20 protein-coding genes are annotated in these 16,719 nt (G+C 65.5%); 18 read left to right on the top strand and 2 right to left on the bottom strand.

Going from position 1 to position 16,719, the window contains the following annotated elements:
• The first annotated feature begins 27 nt into the window (after window positions 1–27).
• The 8 genes from AC1DGP_RS09040 to AC1DGP_RS09005 all read left to right on the top strand — a co-directional run bounded on the left by AC1DGP_RS09040 (window position 28) and on the right by AC1DGP_RS09005 (window position 6,217).
• Window positions 28–1,068, top strand: a complete 1,041-nt coding sequence (locus AC1DGP_RS09040) for an ABC transporter substrate-binding protein (protein ID WP_476832020.1) — start codon at window positions 28–30, stop codon at window positions 1,066–1,068.
• 164 nt (window positions 1,069–1,232) lie between these two features.
• On the top strand, window positions 1,233–1,541 hold the full coding sequence (locus AC1DGP_RS09035) for a putative quinol monooxygenase (RefSeq protein ID WP_113514657.1): 309 nt from the start codon (window positions 1,233–1,235) through the stop codon (window positions 1,539–1,541).
• A gap of 26 nt (window positions 1,542–1,567) precedes the next feature.
• Entirely contained in the window at window positions 1,568–2,326 is a 759-nt protein-coding gene (gene ureE / locus AC1DGP_RS09030) for an urease accessory protein UreE (RefSeq protein ID WP_441506599.1), read from the top strand.
• A gap of 6 nt (window positions 2,327–2,332) precedes the next feature.
• Complete coding sequence (locus AC1DGP_RS09025) at window positions 2,333–3,010, top strand: urease accessory protein UreF (RefSeq protein ID WP_441506598.1); 678 nt, start codon at window positions 2,333–2,335, stop codon at window positions 3,008–3,010.
• Window positions 3,007–3,639, top strand: coding sequence for an urease accessory protein UreG (gene ureG, locus AC1DGP_RS09020; RefSeq protein WP_441506597.1), 633 nt, complete (start codon window positions 3,007–3,009; stop codon window positions 3,637–3,639). Before AC1DGP_RS09025 ends, ureG begins: the two co-directional genes overlap by 4 nt.
• A gap of 11 nt (window positions 3,640–3,650) precedes the next feature.
• On the top strand, window positions 3,651–4,229 hold the full coding sequence (locus AC1DGP_RS09015; RefSeq protein ID WP_441506596.1) for a HupE/UreJ family protein: 579 nt from the start codon (window positions 3,651–3,653) through the stop codon (window positions 4,227–4,229).
• A 39-nt stretch (window positions 4,230–4,268) separates the two neighbouring features.
• Window positions 4,269–4,853, top strand: coding sequence for an ANTAR domain-containing response regulator (locus tag AC1DGP_RS09010; protein WP_476832019.1), 585 nt, complete (start codon window positions 4,269–4,271; stop codon window positions 4,851–4,853).
• Between the two features lie 221 nt (window positions 4,854–5,074).
• On the top strand, window positions 5,075–6,217 hold the full coding sequence (locus AC1DGP_RS09005; RefSeq protein WP_441506594.1) for an alpha-D-ribose 1-methylphosphonate 5-triphosphate diphosphatase: 1,143 nt from the start codon (window positions 5,075–5,077) through the stop codon (window positions 6,215–6,217).
• Window positions 6,218–6,235: 18 nt separating this feature from the next.
• Here AC1DGP_RS09005 and uxuA read toward each other — a convergent pair whose 3' ends face one another.
• On the bottom strand, window positions 6,236–7,432 hold the full coding sequence (gene uxuA / locus AC1DGP_RS09000; RefSeq protein WP_441506593.1) for a mannonate dehydratase: 1,197 nt from the start codon (window positions 7,430–7,432) through the stop codon (window positions 6,236–6,238).
• Window positions 7,433–7,485: 53 nt separating this feature from the next.
• Window positions 7,486–8,178 carry a GntR family transcriptional regulator gene (locus tag AC1DGP_RS08995; RefSeq protein ID WP_441506592.1) on the bottom strand — a complete coding sequence of 231 codons (693 nt, stop codon included), beginning with the start codon at window positions 8,176–8,178 and terminating at the stop codon, window positions 7,486–7,488.
• A gap of 134 nt (window positions 8,179–8,312) precedes the next feature.
• Between AC1DGP_RS08995 and AC1DGP_RS08990 the strand changes: the two genes are divergently transcribed.
• The 10 genes from AC1DGP_RS08990 to AC1DGP_RS08945 all read left to right on the top strand — a co-directional run bounded on the left by AC1DGP_RS08990 (window position 8,313) and on the right by AC1DGP_RS08945 (window position 16,703).
• Window positions 8,313–9,506, top strand: coding sequence for an ABC transporter substrate-binding protein (locus tag AC1DGP_RS08990; RefSeq protein ID WP_441489176.1), 1,194 nt, complete (start codon window positions 8,313–8,315; stop codon window positions 9,504–9,506).
• Window positions 9,507–9,606: 100 nt separating this feature from the next.
• Window positions 9,607–10,680, top strand: coding sequence for an ABC transporter ATP-binding protein (locus AC1DGP_RS08985; protein WP_441489177.1), 1,074 nt, complete (start codon window positions 9,607–9,609; stop codon window positions 10,678–10,680).
• Window positions 10,677–11,564, top strand: a complete 888-nt coding sequence (locus tag AC1DGP_RS08980) for an ABC transporter permease (protein ID WP_441478761.1) — start codon at window positions 10,677–10,679, stop codon at window positions 11,562–11,564. Before AC1DGP_RS08985 ends, AC1DGP_RS08980 begins: the two co-directional genes overlap by 4 nt.
• 4 nt (window positions 11,565–11,568) lie before the next feature.
• Window positions 11,569–12,399, top strand: a complete 831-nt coding sequence (locus AC1DGP_RS08975; protein ID WP_069882107.1) for an ABC transporter permease — start codon at window positions 11,569–11,571, stop codon at window positions 12,397–12,399.
• A gap of 125 nt (window positions 12,400–12,524) precedes the next feature.
• Entirely contained in the window at window positions 12,525–13,247 is a 723-nt protein-coding gene (locus AC1DGP_RS08970; protein ID WP_441489178.1) for a GntR family transcriptional regulator, read from the top strand.
• A gap of 75 nt (window positions 13,248–13,322) precedes the next feature.
• Window positions 13,323–14,213, top strand: coding sequence for a class I SAM-dependent methyltransferase (locus AC1DGP_RS08965; protein ID WP_441506591.1), 891 nt, complete (start codon window positions 13,323–13,325; stop codon window positions 14,211–14,213).
• A 110-nt stretch (window positions 14,214–14,323) separates the two neighbouring features.
• Complete coding sequence (gene dusA, locus AC1DGP_RS08960) at window positions 14,324–15,322, top strand: tRNA dihydrouridine(20/20a) synthase DusA (RefSeq protein ID WP_441506590.1); 999 nt, start codon at window positions 14,324–14,326, stop codon at window positions 15,320–15,322.
• Between the two features lie 9 nt (window positions 15,323–15,331).
• On the top strand, window positions 15,332–15,793 hold the full coding sequence (locus tag AC1DGP_RS08955) for a PaaI family thioesterase (protein WP_441506589.1): 462 nt from the start codon (window positions 15,332–15,334) through the stop codon (window positions 15,791–15,793).
• Between the two features lie 33 nt (window positions 15,794–15,826).
• Window positions 15,827–16,210: a cupin domain-containing protein gene (locus AC1DGP_RS08950; RefSeq protein WP_441489182.1), complete on the top strand. Its 384-nt coding sequence runs from the start codon at window positions 15,827–15,829 to the stop codon at window positions 16,208–16,210.
• Between the two features lie 70 nt (window positions 16,211–16,280).
• A complete protein-coding gene (locus AC1DGP_RS08945; RefSeq protein WP_441506588.1) occupies window positions 16,281–16,703 on the top strand; it encodes an ArsR/SmtB family transcription factor in 423 nt (140 codons plus the stop codon).
• The last annotated feature ends 16 nt before the right edge of the window (window positions 16,704–16,719 follow it).

Here is a 16,719-nt window from a genome sequence, read left to right as displayed (position 1 = left end):
CAGACAAGTTTGCCAGGGAGAGAGCTCGTGTCCGGTTTCCGTTTCGCTCGCCAGGCGTCGTTCTGGCTCGCCAGCGCTGCGCTTCTGGCCTCCTATCAGCCCGCTGCGGCGCAGGGGCAGGTCACAGTCTATTGCTCGATTCTCGAAGAACAGTGTCGTGAGGGCGCGACGATGTTCGAGCGCGCCACCGGCATCAAGGTCTCGATGGTGCGCAAGAGCACGGGCGAGGTCTATGCGCAGGTCAAGGCGGAAGCCTCCAATCCGCGTGGCGATGTCTGGTGGGGCGGCCCCGGTGAGCCGCATCTGCAGGCGGCGGAGGAGGGGCTGCTCGACGAGTATCGTTCGCCCAAGCTCGCCGAGCTGCATGATTGGGCACAGCGCCATGCCGAGCAGTCGAAATTCCGCACCTCCGGCATTTATCTCGGCGCGCTTGGCGTCGGCTACAACACCGAGATGCTGAAGAAGAAGGGCCTGCCCGAGCCGAAATGCTGGGCAGACCTGCTCGACCCGGCCTATCGCGACGAGGTCCAGATTGCCGACCCGAGCTCGTCCGGCACGGCTTACGTCTTCCTCGCGACCACCGTGCAGCGCCTCGGCGAGGAGAAGGGCTTCGACTATCTCAAGGCCCTGCACAAGAACATCAATCAGTACACCAAGTCCGGCATTGCACCGGTCAAGGCGACGGCGCTGGGCGAGACGGCGATCGGCATCGCCTTCATCCACGACATGCTGACGCAGAAGCTGCAGGGGGCGCCGATCCAGACCGTCGCGCCCTGCGAAGGCACGGGCTACGAGACCGGCTCGGTTTCGATCATCAAGGGCGGCAGGAATGCCGAGGCGGCGCGCCGTTTCATCGATTTCACGCTCTCGCCCGAGGCGCAGAACATCAACGCCAAGCTCAAGATCAACTCGATCCCGTCGAACAGGAGCGCCGAACTCTCTCCCGACGCGCCAAAGTTCTCGGAGATCAAGCTGATCGACTACGATACACCGCGCTGGGGCAGTCCGGCCGAACGCTCGCGCCTGTTGAAGAAGTTCGACACCGAGGTGAAGGCGCGGCCACGGTAAGGGCGGCGAAATCCGGCTCCTCGCCTTCGCAAGCGCATCCCACGCATCCGGACCCTCTGCGCCATTCTGCTGCAGAGGGCGCGGCGGCTGCATCCAGCCCGCCGAAACGTGCGTATTCTCTCTGGGCGGGTGAAGCGCCCTCAGGCACGAGAGGAGAACGCGGTATGTCGGATCCGGTTATCGTCATTGCGCGGGCGCGCATCCGCCCGGAAACCCGCGCAGCCTTTGTCGCTGCGGCGCAAGACTGTATCGCCGCGACACGTCGCGAACATGGCTGTCTCGCCTATGACATGCATGAGAGCATTACGGAGCCCGGGTATTTCGTGTCGGTGGAGAGCTGGGAGCAGCGCGAGCATATCGACCGCCACCTGCAGCAGCCGCATCTTCAGGCGTTCCTCGAGATCGCGGGGGCTTGCGTCACGACGCCTCCGGTGATCGAAGTGGTCGAGCCGCGATCGGTCGATCGCCTCTGATCCATTTCGTTGTCACGGGTACCATCATGCTGCGCGCCACCTCCGTCGTCCGCAAGGCCGCGGTCAAGCAGGACAAGGTCGTCGAGACCCTGACGCTCGACCACGAGGACCGCAATCGCCGCCGCATCGCGCTGAAAGGCGATGGCGGGCGCGAGATCCTGCTCGATCTCGACAAACCGACGGTTCTGAACGATGGCGATGCCGTGAAACTCGAAGACGGCGGCCTGGTCCTGGTCAGGGCCGCTGCGCAGAGCCTGCTCGAAGTGCGGGCCGAGAACCCGCTGCGGCTGATGCGCGTCGCCTGGCATATCGGCAACCGGCACACGCCCGCGGAGATCACGGCGGACGCCATCTATATCGAGAACGACCACGTCCTCGCCGAGATGGTCCGTGGCCAGGGCTGCGCCATGAGCGTGGTCGAACGTCCGTTCCAGCCTGAGCGCGGCGCCTATGATCACGGTCACGCCCACGACCATGAACGCGGTCATGATCACGATCACGCGCATGACGCATCCTGCGGCTGCGGGCACGATCACGGCCACGGTCATCACGAGAAGGGGCACGCTCACGCCGGCCATGATCATGCTCACGATCACCATGGCCACGACCACCACGAGAACAAGCGTGATGATCACGCGAACCATGCCCACGCCCATGCGCATGCCCACGGTGCGGATTGCGGCTGTGGCCACGACCACGGCCATGGCGATCATGATCACAAGCATGACGACGGCCACCATCATGGCGCCGAACACGCGCACAAGGGTCACAAGCACGACCATTGAGGGCTGATGTCGCACGTCCATCTGCGGTTGATGGTCTGGCTTTCGCCGTCCTTCCCGGTCGGCGCTTTTGCCTATTCGCATGGGCTGGAATGGGCCTTCGAGGCCGGCGACCTCACCAATGCCGACACGCTTCGCGATTGGCTCGAGGCGCTCGTCGGCCACGGCTCCCTCCATAACGACCTCGTCCTGTTCACGTGCGCCTACAACGCCCTCGGGGCTGAGGACGGCGCGGCGCTGAGCGAGGTGGCGGAGCTGGCCCTGGCGCTGGCGAACTCCGCGGAGCGGCGGCTGGAAACGGTGACGCAGGGCAATGCGTTCGTCGCGGCCGTTCGCGCCGCCTGGCCCTGCGCGGCATTTGATCGGCTCCGCGCTGCCTGGGAGGGCGACGTCGCCTATCCCATTGCGGTCGCGTCCGCCGCCAGCGGCCATGACGTGCCGCTGCGCCCGGCCCTGGAAGCTTACAGCCTCGCCTTCGTCGCCAATCTGGTTTCGGCCTCGGTCAGGCTCGGCGTCATCGGACAGACCGACGGGCAGAGGATTACGGCTGGGCTGGTGCCGTCCTTGCATGCGGCTGCCACGCGCGCGGAAACCGCGACGCTCGCTGATCTCGGCGGCTGCGCGCTGCGCTCGGACCTTGCGTCCCTGCGCCACGAAACCCAGTATTCGAGGCTGTTCCGCTCATGACCCGCTCTCCCCACGGCCCCTTGCGCGTCGGCATCGGCGGCCCGGTCGGTTCCGGCAAGACCGCCCTGATGGAGGTGCTCTGCAAGCGCATGCGCGATCGTTACGATCTCTGCGCCATCACCAATGACATCTACACCAAGGAGGATGCGCGTCTCCTGACCGTCGCAGGGGCTCTGCCCGAGGAGCGCATCATGGGCGTCGAGACCGGCGGCTGCCCGCATACCGCGATCCGCGAGGATTGTTCGATCAACCTCGCCGCGGTCGACGAAATGCGCGGCAAATTTCCCGCGCTCGACCTGATCCTGATCGAGTCCGGCGGAGATAATCTGGCGGCGACCTTCTCGCCCGAACTCGCCGATCTGACGATCTACGTGATCGATGTCGCAGCCGGCGAGAAGATCCCGCGCAAGGGCGGCCCGGGCATCACCCGCTCGGACCTGCTCGTCATCAACAAGACCGATCTCGCTCCGCATGTTGGCGCGGATCTTGCTGTGATGGACCGGGACTCAAGAACCATGCGGGGCAAGCGACCCTTCGTCTTCACCAATACGCGGGAGGGCGAGGGCGTCGATGCGGTGGTGGATTTCATCGAGACCGTGGGCGGCCTGAAGGCGATCGCCCCGGGATAGAGGAGGCGAACATGCTGACGCGGTTGACGGGCGCCCTGGCGTCGCTCGTGACGATGATGGCGGCACCCGCCCTTGCCCATACCGGAGTGGGCTCCGTAGATGGTCTCGTTCACGGGCTGCAGCATCCGCTCACCGGGTTGGATCATGCGCTGGCGATGATCGCGGTCGGCCTCTGGGCCGGGCTCGTCGGTGGCAGGGCGCGCATCGCCTACCCCGTCACCTTCGTTTCGGCCATGGCGCTGGCCGGGCTCTGGGCGATGTCCGGCGGACCGCTTCCAGGCGCGGAGGTCGGTATCGCCTTTTCCATCGTCATCCTCGGGCTTGCCATCGCACTCAATCTCGCGCCGCCGCTCGCTGCCGGCGCCCTTGCCTGCGGGATCTTCGCGATCTTCCACGGCTTTGCCCATGGCGCCGAGATGCCGGAGGATGCCAGCGGTGTGAGCTATGCGATCGGCTTTGTGATCGCGACATCTGCCCTGCATGGAGTAGGCTTGCTTCTTGCGGGCCAGCTTGCGGTGCGGATGCCGCAGCTTGCCCGCATCGCCGGTGGTGGTTTCATTCTGGCAGGTGTCGCAATCCTGTCGGGCTGAGGACGGGCCTTATCCTCACTGCGTTAGGCGTCGTGGCTCATGACACCTGCGTTGAAAATTCTGATCGTCGACGCCAACCCGGTCCGGGCTGCCATTCTCGACGAGGGCTTGCGCGAGGCGGGCTTTACCGATCTCGTCCAAATCGGTGCGACAAACGGGCAAGTCACTAGCGTTGAGTCACATGACCCCGATGTAGTCGTGATCGATCTCGCGAGCCCCGACCATCATGCGCTGGCTGAGGCATTTTTGGTCAGCCAGCGCCCGAAGCGGCCGGTCACCCTGTTCGTCGAGCCGCCGGATCCGKCCTTGATCGAGGCGGCCGTCGAGGCAGGGGTCGCGGTCTATGCCGTCGACGGGCTGAACCGGGCGGCGCTCAAGCCGATCCTCCAGGCCTGCATCAGTCGCTTCGACGCTGCCTCGAAGCTGCGCGAGGGGCTGGACGAGGTGCGGTCGCAGCGCGACGACCGCGCGCTGATCGATCATGCCAAGGGGATCGTCATGCGCCTCAAAGGGCTCCCCGAAGCGGAGGCCTATGCCCTGATGCGCCGCACCGCGATGAACGAGAAGCGCAAGCTGGTCGACATCGCCCGTTCCATCATCACCGCGACCGAGGTCTTGAAATGATCCTGGGCCGGAGCGTCACCGTCCTGCGCCTCGCCGATGCCGCCGCTTGCTGATCGCAGTGGACGATGCCGGCTTTGCGGAAGGCCGCCCGGTCGATGACGTTGTCGCCGGTCTCGGTGCGTTGAACAAGGCCGGACGCCATCCTGACCGGCCCGCTTGTCATTCTGCCGTCATGCTGACCCGTCAAGCGCGCCCTCCCAGGGGCTGCGGCGGAGGCGGGCGTGTCACTTCATATCACGGGCGGAACAGTTCTGACCGCCGCGCTCACCCGTGCCGATCTCGTCACCGATGGATCGTCCATCGCTGCGCTCGATGCGTCTCCTCCTGCCGGCGCCTTGCGCCTGGACGCCACCGGCCTGCTCGTCCTGCCGGGCATGGTCGATTGTCATGGTGATGCCTTCGAGCGGCACATCATGCCGCGACCGCGCGTGTCGTTCGATATCGATCTCGCTCTGCGCGATGCCGATCGCGCCATGCTGAGCTGCGGTATCACCACGGCCTTCCACGGCGTCACCTGGTCCTGGGAACCCGGCCTGCGCGGAGCCGGTAATGCGCGGCGCCTGGTCGAGGCGATTGCACGGCTCGGGCCGGAACTTGGGGCCGATACCCGATTTCATTTGCGCCACGAGACCTTCAACCTCGATGCCGAGGCCGAGATTATCGAGTGGCTGCAGGCGGGGCGCGTCGGAGTGCTGGCCTTCAACGACCATACCGGCGGGATCCTCAAGGAGACGACCCGGCCGGACAAGGTCGCCAAGATGGTCGAGCGCACCGGCCTCTCACATGCCGACTTCATGGCCCTGGCGCAGAACGCCCATGACCGCGGCGACGACGTGCCGGAATCGGTCGCGCGGCTGGCGAAGGCCTCGCTGGCCGCCGGCATTCCGACGCTCTCGCATGACGACATGAGCCCGGACATGCGGCGTTGGTATCGCTCGCTCGGCGTGACCGTGGCGGAGTTCCCGATGGATGAGGCGACGGCGCGCGAGGCGGTCGCGCATGACGAGGCGACGGTGTTCGGCGCGCCCAATGTCGTACGCGGCGGTTCGCATACCGGCTGCCCGGCCGCCGAGGATATGGTCGGCAAGCGGCTCTGCACCATTCTGGCGTCGGATTACTATTATCCGGCGCTGCTGCTGGCGCCCTTCATGCTGGCGCGCAACGGCACGGCGAGCTTTCCCGAGGCCTGGAGGCTGGTTTCCGAGGCCCCGGCGGAAGCCCTTGGCCTGGCCGATCGCGGCGTCATTGCGCCGGGCAGGCGGGCGGATCTGATCATCGTCGAGGATGCGCCGCAGCCGCGCGTCGTTGCGACGATTGCTGGCGGCAAGCTGGTGCAGCTCGCCGATCAGCGTCTTCTGGCCTAAGTAGCGTCCCTGGCCTGATCAGGCGTCGTAGCCGCGCAGGCTGGTCAGGGTGGCCATCACGCCGCGCAGCTCCGCGAGGCCGCGCAGGCGGCCGACGGCCGGATAGCCCGGGAAGCTGCCCTTGCCGATATCGTCGAGCAGTTCATGGCCGTGATCGGGCCGCATCGGGATGCGCCAATGGCGCCAGCCGGCGGCCTTGCGGCGCTGCTCCTCGACCATCAGCACATCGACCAGCGCCACCATGTCGGTGTCGCCGCCGAGATGCTCTGCCTCCATGAAGGAGCCGTCCGGATCCTTGGCGACATTGCGCAGATGCGCGAACCAGATCCGGTCGGCGAAGCGCCGGGCGATTCCGGGCACGTCGTTCCCTGGGTTGGCCCCCAGCGAGCCCGAGCACAGCGTCAGGCCATTGGACGGGGTATCGACCGCACTGAGTATGAAGGCGATGTCGCTCTCGTCCGAGCAGATGCGCGGCAGGCCGAAGAGTGGGCGCGGCGGATCGTCGGGGTGAATGCACATGCGAATCCCGACCTCTTCCGCAGTCGGGATCACCGCCTCGAGGAACCGCTTCAGATTGGCGCGCAACCCGTCATGGCTCATCTCATGATAGCGCGCGAGCATGCGCTTCAGGCCGGGCACGTCATAGCGATCATAGGCGCCGGGCAGCCCGGCCATGATATTGGCGAGCAGACGGGCGCGATCGGCCTCGGTCGAGCGCTCGAACCAGGCCTTGGCCCGGTCCATCACCTCGGCAGAGTGGCCGTCGGCGGCGCCAGGTCGCTCCAGCATGAAATGGTCGAAGGCGACATATTCATGCAGGTTGAAGCGCAGCGCCGTGCCGCCGCCGGGCAGGGGGCAGGCGAGTTCGGTCCGGGTCCAGTCGAGAACCGGCATGAAGTTGTAGCAGACCACCTCGATGCCGCAGGCGGCGAGATTGCGCAGCGACTGGCGGTAGTTGACGAAGATCGGCTCGAGATCGCCTTCGCCGATCTTGACGCTTTCATGGATCGGCAGGCTCTCGACCACGGACCAGCGCAGGCCGAGGCTCTTGTCCTTTTCGATGATCGCCTTGCGCGCCTCGATCTCCTCGACGCTCCAGACGACGCCATAGGGAATCTGATGCAGCGCGTTGACGATGCCTTGCGCGCCCGCCTGCCGTGCCTGGGCGAGCGTCACCACATCGTCCGGCCCGAACCAGCGCCAAGTTTGTTCCATCGTCGCGTTCCTTCCTTGTCGTTTCTTGTCGTGATGCAGAGAATGCGGCCGGCTCAGGCCTTGCGGATCGGGGTGTTGGCGACGAAGGCGTCAACATGATTGCGCGCGATCGCCTCGATGGCGTCGAACACCGTGCGCAGATGCGCCCGCATTGCCGTCTCGGCGCCGAGCACGTCGCCGGCGCTGACCTTCGCGGCGATCTCGCGATGCTGGTCCATGATCATGCCGGGCCAGGACGCGGCCTCGAGCGACAGGCAGCGCACGCGGTCAAGCTGCGCCTTGACGCCTTCGATCAGGCCCCAGACCGAGGGGTGGCCCGATAGCCGCGAGAGCTCGGCATGGAAGGCCTCGTCAGCACGGAAGAAATTAACGCGATCGCCCACTGCGAGCGCCTGTTCCTGCTGGGTGATCAGCCGTTCCAGCGCGGCGCGCCCGGCATCGTCGATCCGCTGCGCGGCCAGCGTGACAGTGCGGCATTCCAAGGTTTCGCGCACGAACTGGCTGTCATAGACTGCCGCCAGATCGATCGGCGCGACGAAGGTGCCGACCTGCGGCACGACCACCAGGAAACCTTCGTCGACCAGTCGCTTGAAGGCCTCGCGCACGGGCGTGCGGCTGACCCCGAACTGGACGGCCATCCGCGCTTCCGACATCGCCTCGCCCGGCAGGAGCACCGCGTTGAGGACGTCGTCCCGCAAGGCGCGGTGAATCTGGTCTGTGCTTTGTCGTGCCGCTGCGCTGCCCATTGCCAAGCTCTGGTCCACTAGTATACTAGGATACCGGGCAATCCGAGGCGGCGTCAACGTGAACTTCGCCGAGGCTGATGCCGAAAGGTGTCTAAGAATCCAAAAGCGGTAAATCCGTACCGAAGGGAGAAGTCATGGTCCAGGACAGCATCAATCGGCGCACATTTCTCGGCGGCGTCGCAGGTCTCGCCGGTGCCGCGGCCTATGCGCCGGGCGCCTTCGCGCAGCAGCTCAAGCTGCCGACCTCGCCGGTCGCGCTTTCCGTCGTCGATGTCGCCGGCAATCTGGCGCTGACGCAGAAGGCCATTGAGAATTACCGCAAGGCCAAGCCGAACCTGGTCTCGCGCATCACCTTCACCAAGGCGCCCGCGCCGGAGCTTCCCGGCAAGCTGAAGGCACAGCAGGAAGCGAACCGCGTCGATATCGACATGGTGCTGACCGGGACCGATGCGCTTTCCGCCGGTGTCGACCAGAAGCTTTGGACGCCGCTGTTGCCGCAGCTTGCAGGCTCGCTGCCGAAGCTCGACGAGATCTATCTCGAAGGTGCCGCCAAGATGCAGGGCCTCGCGAGCGGGCAGGGCGTCGTGGTGACCTATTATCCGTCCGGGCCGCTGCTCGAGTACATGCCTGACAAGGTCAAGAAGGTGCCGACGACGGCGGAGGAGCTGCTCGCCTATACCCGCGAGAACAAGAACCGCTTCTTCTATGCGCGCCCCGCCAATTCGGGCCCCGGCCGGACCTGGATCATGGGCCTGCCCTATATCCTCGGGGATTCGAACCCGAAGGACCCGGTCAAGGGCTGGGACAAGACCTGGGCCTATCTCAAGGCGCTGGGCGAGAACGTCGAGTACTACCCGGCCGGCACGGGTGCGGTGATGAAGGAGCTCGGCGAAGGCTCCCGCGACATGACCGTCACGACCACGGGCTGGGACATCAACCCGCGCGTGCTCGGCGTCGTGCCCAAGGAAGCCAAGGTCGGCGCGCTCAAGGGATTCCATTGGGTCACCGACGCGCACTACATGTGCATCCCGAAGGGCGTCTCTGACGAGAAGCTCGCGGTTCTGCTCGACCTGATGAACTTCCTGCTCACCAAGGAGCAGCAGGCCTACACCTATGACGAGGGCTATTTCTATCCGGGTCCGGCGGTGAAGGGCGTGACGCTCGACATGGCGCCCGCCGATAGCCAGGCGGCGATCAAGGAATACGGCCGCCCCGAATACGAGAAGCTCATCGCCGAGGCTCCGCTCGAGACGCCGCTCGACCCCGACCAGATGGTGCTCGCCTTCCGCCGCTGGGACGAGGAAGTCGGCGGCGCCAAGCGCAAGTGAACGAAACCCGCTAACGACAGCGAGCCGGTTCCGGCCGGCTCGCTTCGCCGTCACATTTCCTGACTGAACCCATCAGCCGCTTTCCAAAGACGTGACCTAAATGACGATTCACGCTGCGAACTTCCGCGAGCTGCGGCTCGACAATCTGAGCCGCGACTTCGGCACTCACAACGCCGTCAAGGACGTGTCGCTGACGATCAAGAAGGGCGAGTTCATCGCGCTTCTCGGTCCGTCGGGCTGCGGCAAGTCGACGACGCTGAACCTGATCGCGGGCCTTCTGCCGGCGACGGGGGGCGGCATCTGGCTCGATGATCGGCGCATCGACCCGCTGCGGCCCGAGGAGCGCGGCTTCGGCATGGTGTTCCAGAATTACGCCCTCTTCCCGCATATGAGCGTGAAGCGGAATATCGGCTTCGGTCTGAAGATGCGCGGCGTCCAGAAATCCGAGATCGAGCGGCGTGTCGGCGAAGCCGCAGCCCTGGTCCGGTTGCAGGGCCAGACCGAAAAACTGCCCGGCCAGCTCTCCGGCGGACAGCAGCAGCGTGTCGCCATCGCCCGGGCCATCGTCGTCGAGCCGCCGCTCGTGCTGATGGACGAGCCGCTCTCCAACCTCGATGCCAAGCTGCGTCTCGAGATGCGCGCCGAGATCCGCCGCATCCACAATACGCTCGGCGCAACCACGATCTACGTCACGCATGACCAGGAAGAAGCGTTGTCGCTGGCCGACCGCATCGTCGTGATGCGTGACGGCGAGGTCCGTCAGGTCGGTGGGCCGGAAGACCTGTTCTCCCGCCCCGACCATCTCGATGTCGCCGAGTTCATGGGCTTCCGCAACAAGGTCGCCGGTCGCGTCGCCTCTGTCGAGGGCGAGCGTGCGACCGTCACCGTCGGTGACGCCAAGATCGTCGGGCGGGTGCGTGGCGCGGTGGCGCCCGGTGCTCAGGCCTGGCTCGCGATCCGGCCGGAGGATCTTCACCCCGCAACTGCCGGGGGCGCCGGGCTCAAGGCGTCCGTCGTCTCGACCGAGTTCCGCGGTCGCGAATTCGTCGGCTTCTCCCGCATGGCGGATGGAACCGATCTCTCCTTCCTGGCGCATGACCGCATCGCGCCGGGCGGCGAGGTCACTCTGGCGGCAGATCCCGATCGCGTCCTGGTTTTCGGGGGGGCGGCGTGAGCGCGACGACATCCATCCCCCTCAGCCAGAGGCTCGCCGCACGCGGCATCGATTCTCTGACATTGCTGGTTCTGCCAGCGGTGTTCTTCCTCTTGGCGCTGTTCATCTACCCGTTCCTCTATGGGCTCGTGCTCTCCTTCACGCCCAAGACCGGGCCGATGCTGGCGAACTACACGCGCTTCTTCTCGGATTCCTTCCTGTACGGGACGATCGCGACGACGCTCTGGCTGGCACTGCCGGTCACGATCGTGACGCTTCTGCTGGCGATCCCGATCGCCTTCCGCGTGCGGATGATGAAGCATCAGCGCCTGCTGACCACGATCCTCGTGATCCCGATCACGCTCGGCACGGTTCTCGTCGCGCAGGGCCTGTTGAATTATCTTGGCCCCCAGGGCTGGTTTAACCGTACCCTGCTGACGCTCGGGCTGATCTCGACGCCGGTGAAACTCCTGCACAATTACTGGGGCGTCTGCATTTCACTCGTCATCACCGGCTTCCCCTTCACCTTCCTGCTGACCCTGTCCTACCTCTCCGGTGTCGATCCGGCGCTCGAGCAGGCGGGTGCGACGCTGGGCGCCGGGCCCTGGGAACGGTTCAAGCACATCCTGCTGCCGCTCCTGCTGCCGGGTCTGGCGATCACCTTCTGCCTCAGCTTCGTGCAGGCCTTTTCGGTCTTTCCCTCGGCGGTCTTGCTGGGGGCGCCGGCCGGGCCGACGCGCGTCATCTCGATCGCGGCCTATCAGGCTGCCTTCGAGGAGTATGATTATTCGATGGCGTCTGCCGTCGCGATGATCATGGGCGTGGTGCAGCTCAGCATTGTCGTCGTCGTGCTGGCCGCGCGCGGCATGCTCTACCGTGGCCCCGCCGGTGGCGGGAAGGGCTGAGATCATGGTCAAGGATACCCGCCTCTCCAGCAAGCTCTGGGCTGCCGCCAACTGGACGCTCATCGGCTTCTTCATCCTCAATCTCGGCGCGATGATCGCGACGGTGGTGACCAGTTCCTTCGCGACCCGCTGGCTTGGCACATGGCTGCCGGCCGGCTGGACCACGCGCTGGTATTCGGCCGCCTGGAGCGAGTTCCAGCTCTCCGACGTGCTGAGCGTGACCTTCCAGATCGTCTTCCTGGTCGTGTTCCTCTCGGGCCTGCTCGGCGTTCCAGCCGCCTATGCGCTGGCGCGGCGGGACTTCCCGGGCAAGAAGCTCGTCATGCTGCTGTTCCTGCTGCCGTTGCTGGTGCCCCCGATCACCTTCGGCATCCCGCTCGCGACGGTGCTTTACAAGCTCGGTCTTGCCGGCGGCATGTCGGGTGTCGTGCTCGCCAATCTGGTGCCGACGGTTCCCTTCGTCATCCTGGTGATGATCCCGTTCATCGAGCAGATCGACACCAAGATCGAGGCGGCCGCCCGCGTCTTCGGGGCGAACACCTTCAAGCTCTTCATTCACGTCCTGCTGCCCCTGCTGATGCCGGGCATTCTGGCTGCATTGCTGCTGGTTCTGGTCAGGACGATCGCGATGTTCGAGCTGACCTTCCTGACCGCAGGCCCGACCAGCCAGACACTCGTCGTCGCCCTCTATTATGCGGTCTTCGCTGCGGGCGTCCGCGCCGTGCAGTCGATCGATGCCATGGCGGTGATCTACATGATCACGACGCTGATCTGGCTGGTGATCGCGCTGCGCTTCGTTAACCCGACGCAGATTGTCGCCCGCGCCAAGAAATAGAATGCCGAAGTGATCCCGGCCGCCTTTGGGCGGCCGGGCCCCTGCGACGTATGGGCATGGCGACATCCACCATACCGGTATGCTAGATAGACCAACGGATGGGGGATGAGCGGGACGCTCTGCCCATGACGATGGAACCCAGCCTCCGCCTTAAGGATCCGATCGCTCCGCAACTGGTTTCGTCCTTGCGGCAGGCGATTATTGCCACGCAGCTCAGGCCCGGCGAGGCGCTCTCCGAAAAAGATATCGCCGGCCGCTTCGGCGTCAGCCGTCAGCCGGTCCGTGAGGCCTTCATCAAACTCTCCGAAGCCGGTCTCGTGCAGGTCCTGCCGAGCCGCGGCACCTATGTGATGAAGGTTTCGATGCGGGCGATCGCCAATGCCCGCTTCGTGCGCGAGGCGGTGGAATGTGCCATTGCGCGCGCGGCCAGCGCATTGATCACCAAGGACGACGTGATGCGGCTGCGCTGGCTGATCGAGCGTCAGCGCGAGGTGTCTGCCCTCGCCGATCGCGCTGCCTTTGCCGTGCTCGACGAGAATTTCCACCAGACCCTGGCCGAGATCGTCGATTGCGACTACGCCGCCCGCATCGTCGAAGGTGCTCGCGCCCAGACTGACCGCGTCCGCTATCTGTCGCTGCCCGGTGCCTCGCCGGTTCCGCTGCTCGTTGCGCAACACGCTGCGATCCTCGATGCCATCGAGGCCGGAGACGCCGATGGAGCCGAATGCGAGATGCGCAGGCATTTGCGCGAGATCCTCAACGCCTTGCCCCGGATTGCGCAGAACTATCCCGAGCTGTTCGAGGACGAAGTCATGCCGGCACATACGCAGGTGCTGCACAGGCCCTGATCGGCGGGCCCAGGGGCTCAGGGAGCGTCCGAGACCCGTGCCGATCGATCCAGCAACGTGATCCGGGATCGCCCAATGGTGCGCAGCCAGACCACCCGAAACATGGCGCGGCCAGTGCAGACTGATCCCGAGTCATTGCTGTCCGAGAAAGTGACCCTGACCAGGGAGCGGGAAACGCTCCTCATCACCCTCTACGCCAAGGGCGAGGAAAGCCGCCTGCGGGATTCCCTGCTGCATGATCGCTTCGCCGCGAGCGCGGTCCGCCGGATCGACTATGACTTCCGGAAACTGGGCGTCAGCCGGGATGACATGATCGCGCTGGCGATGCGGGCGCATATTTTCGATGGCTGGACCAGTGATTTCATCATGCGGCATCCCGATGCGACGGTGCTGCATCTCGGCTGCGGCCTCGACAGCCGGGTCTTCCGGATCGATCCGCCCCCGAGCGTACGCTGGTTCGATCTGGACTATCCCGACGTCGTCGCGCTCCGCCGGCGTCTCTATCCGGAAAGACAGGGTTACACCCTGATCGGTTCCCCGGTGACGGAGTCGGGTTGGCTCGATGACGTGCCTTCGGGCCGGCCGACAATGATCATTGCGGAGGGGCTGCTGATGTATCTCCGACCGGATGCCGTGCCACGGCTGATCAAACGGCTGGTTGCGCATTTCGGGCATGGCGAACTGGCCTTCGATGCCTTCAGCCCGTTCGGATTATGGCTTGTCAGCCATCACCGCGCGGTGCGGGCGACCGGCGCCACGCTGTTATGGAGCATCGACGAGCCGCGCGAGCTTGAAGACCGCATTCCCGGGCTGAAGCTCAGGAATGACCTGACCGCCTATGATCCGCGCGGTTATGACTCTGCCCAGATTGCCAGAATGTCCTGGCCCGCCCGTCTGACGGTCCTCTTCCTCTCCGCCTTTCCGCCTCTCGGGCGCATGGGCCGGCTGCTCCGCTTCCAGTTTTGAGCGCGGCAGATCGCCGGGCTGAATCCCATGCGCAAAACCGGTCGAAAATTGCCTGGTTTCGCGTATAAGGGCGCGTGAAGCTCAACACGCGCCGCCCATGTCCGGATAAAATGCAGCACTATCAGTCATATCGATTCTCCGTCGCACCGATGATGGATTGGACGGACCGGCATTGCCGCGTCATCCATCGCCTGATGTCGCGCCGGGCGCGGCTCTATACGGAGATGGTGACGGCGCAGGCGGTGATCCGCGGCGACCGGCAGCGCCTGATCGGCTTCGACGCGATGGAGCAGCCCGTTGCCTTGCAACTCGGCGGCAATGATCCGGCCCTGCTGGCCGAGGCCGCGAAGATCGGCGCCGATTTCGGCTATGACGAGATCAATCTGAACTGCGGCTGTCCCTCCGACCGCGTGCAGGGCGGGGCCTTTGGCGCCTGCCTGATGCGGGAGCCCGCGCTGGTCGGTGACTGCGTCGCGGCGATGAAGGCGGCGGTCTCCGTCGCCGTCACCGTCAAATGCCGCATCGGCGTCGATGATCAGGATCCGGAAGCAGCGCTCGATGCCCTGACCGCCAGCGTGCGCGCCTCCGGCGTCGATGCCCTTATCGTGCATGCCCGAAAGGCCTGGCTGCAGGGATTGTCGCCGAAAGAAAACCGCGAGATCCCGCCGCTCGACTATGAGCGCGCCTATCGTCTGAAGGCGGCAAATCCGGACCTGATCGTGGCGATCAATGGCGGCATCCGCGCTCCCACGGAATGGCCGGCTCACTTGGCGCATCTCGACGGCGTGATGATCGGCCGCGAGGCCTATCAAAATCCCGAGGTGCTGCTGCAGGTCGACCCGCTGCTCTTTGGCGAGGCGGCTCCGGTCGACGATGCCTTCGCCATGCTGGAGGCGCTCGAACCGCATATCGCGACGCATCTCGAGAAGGGTGGCCGGCTGCATGCCTTCACCCGTCATCTCGTCGGGCTGTTCCCGGGCCGCCGGGGGGCGCGCCAGTTCCGCCGCCATCTCGCCGAGCATTGCGTCGGAAGCGAAGCGGGGCTGGCGGATTTGCGTGCGGCTGTCGCCCATGTCTCGCGCTACGAAGAGGCGGCCGCCGCTGCATAGGAGTCTGCCATGACCGTGCCCGACCAGTCGCTTCCAGATGCGGACGTGGTCAGGCGCATCGAGGCGAGTTTCGGCAAACAGGCCTTCATGACGACGCTCGGCGCCCGGCTTGCTCGTGTCGCTCCTGGCGAGGTCGAGATCGAGCTGCCGGTCTCGGCCCATCTCACCCAGCAGCACGGCTTCGTCCATGCCGGAGCGGTCGCCACCATCGCCGATTCCGCCGCAGGCTATGCGGCGCTGACGATGATGCCGCCGGGCACCGGCATCCTCACTGCCGAGTTCAAGATCAATCTTCTTGCGCCTGCTGCCGGCGAACGGCTGGTGGCGAAGGGCAGGGTGGTCAAGGCCGGCCGCACCCTGACGCTCGCGACCGCCGAAGTCTTCGCGCTGAAGGACGGCGCGGCCAGGCTCTGCGCGATGATGACGGCGACCTGCATGACCATTGCCGGTCGCGACGGCGTGTCCGACTGAATGCGTGCTCCGACCGCGGAAGAAGGCAGCGCCATGGATATCCTCGATCACGCCACTCAGCCGCAGGAACACTGGCGCGACGGGGTGAGGACGCTGATGCGCGTTTCGGCACGGGTCGAGAGCCGGCAGCTCTGCATCTTCGAGCAATATTGCGAGCCCGGCCTGGGCGCGCCGATGCATCTCCACGCCGTCGAGGAGGTGCTCGAAGTGATCGAGGGCACGGCCGAGATCACCCTGCGCGACGAGACCCGGACCGTGACGGCCAATCAGTCGGTGCTGATTCCGGCAGGCGCCCGCCATGGCTTCAGGAATGTCGGCGCCGGAATCCTGCACGTACGCGCCACCCTGGCCGCATCCATCTTTGAAGCGTCCTATGACGATCGCAACGAACTGTCCCGGCGCTATGTGCCGGATTGAGTGTGCCGGCGTGGCGCTGGATGGAGTAGGCGCCTCGTAGCCGCGTCTCCTGCCCCTTGGTCACGAGCGCTTGACGCTGCCTGAATCGATGCCTAAACTTAACTCAATGGTTAAGTATCAAGAGCCGTCGCTCGACCGCACCTTTGCCGCTTTGGCCGACCCGACGCGGCGGGCGCTTCTGGCGCGGCTCGAAGGGGTGGATTCCGTCTCGGTCAGTGACCTAGCGCGACCCTTTCCGGTCACGCTGCCGGCCATCATGAAACATCTCGACGTGCTGTCGGATGCCGGGCTGATCACGCGGGAAAAGACAGGCCGCACGGTATCGTGCCGCCTGAACGCCGCACCGATGGAGGAAGCTATGGGGTGGCTGCGCCGCTACGAGCGCTTCTGGCGTGAGAAACTCGATGCGCTCGAGGCCTATTTCAACCGCCCGCGCAAGGATCGGGAGCCTGATCGCGGCGCGCCACCATGCAAGACCAGCGACAAGACCTGATCGATCGACCGGAGGA

The sequence above is a fragment of the Allobosea sp. 05T433 genome, assembly GCF_056396065.1.
This window is presented reverse-complemented; position numbering and strand designations above follow the sequence as displayed.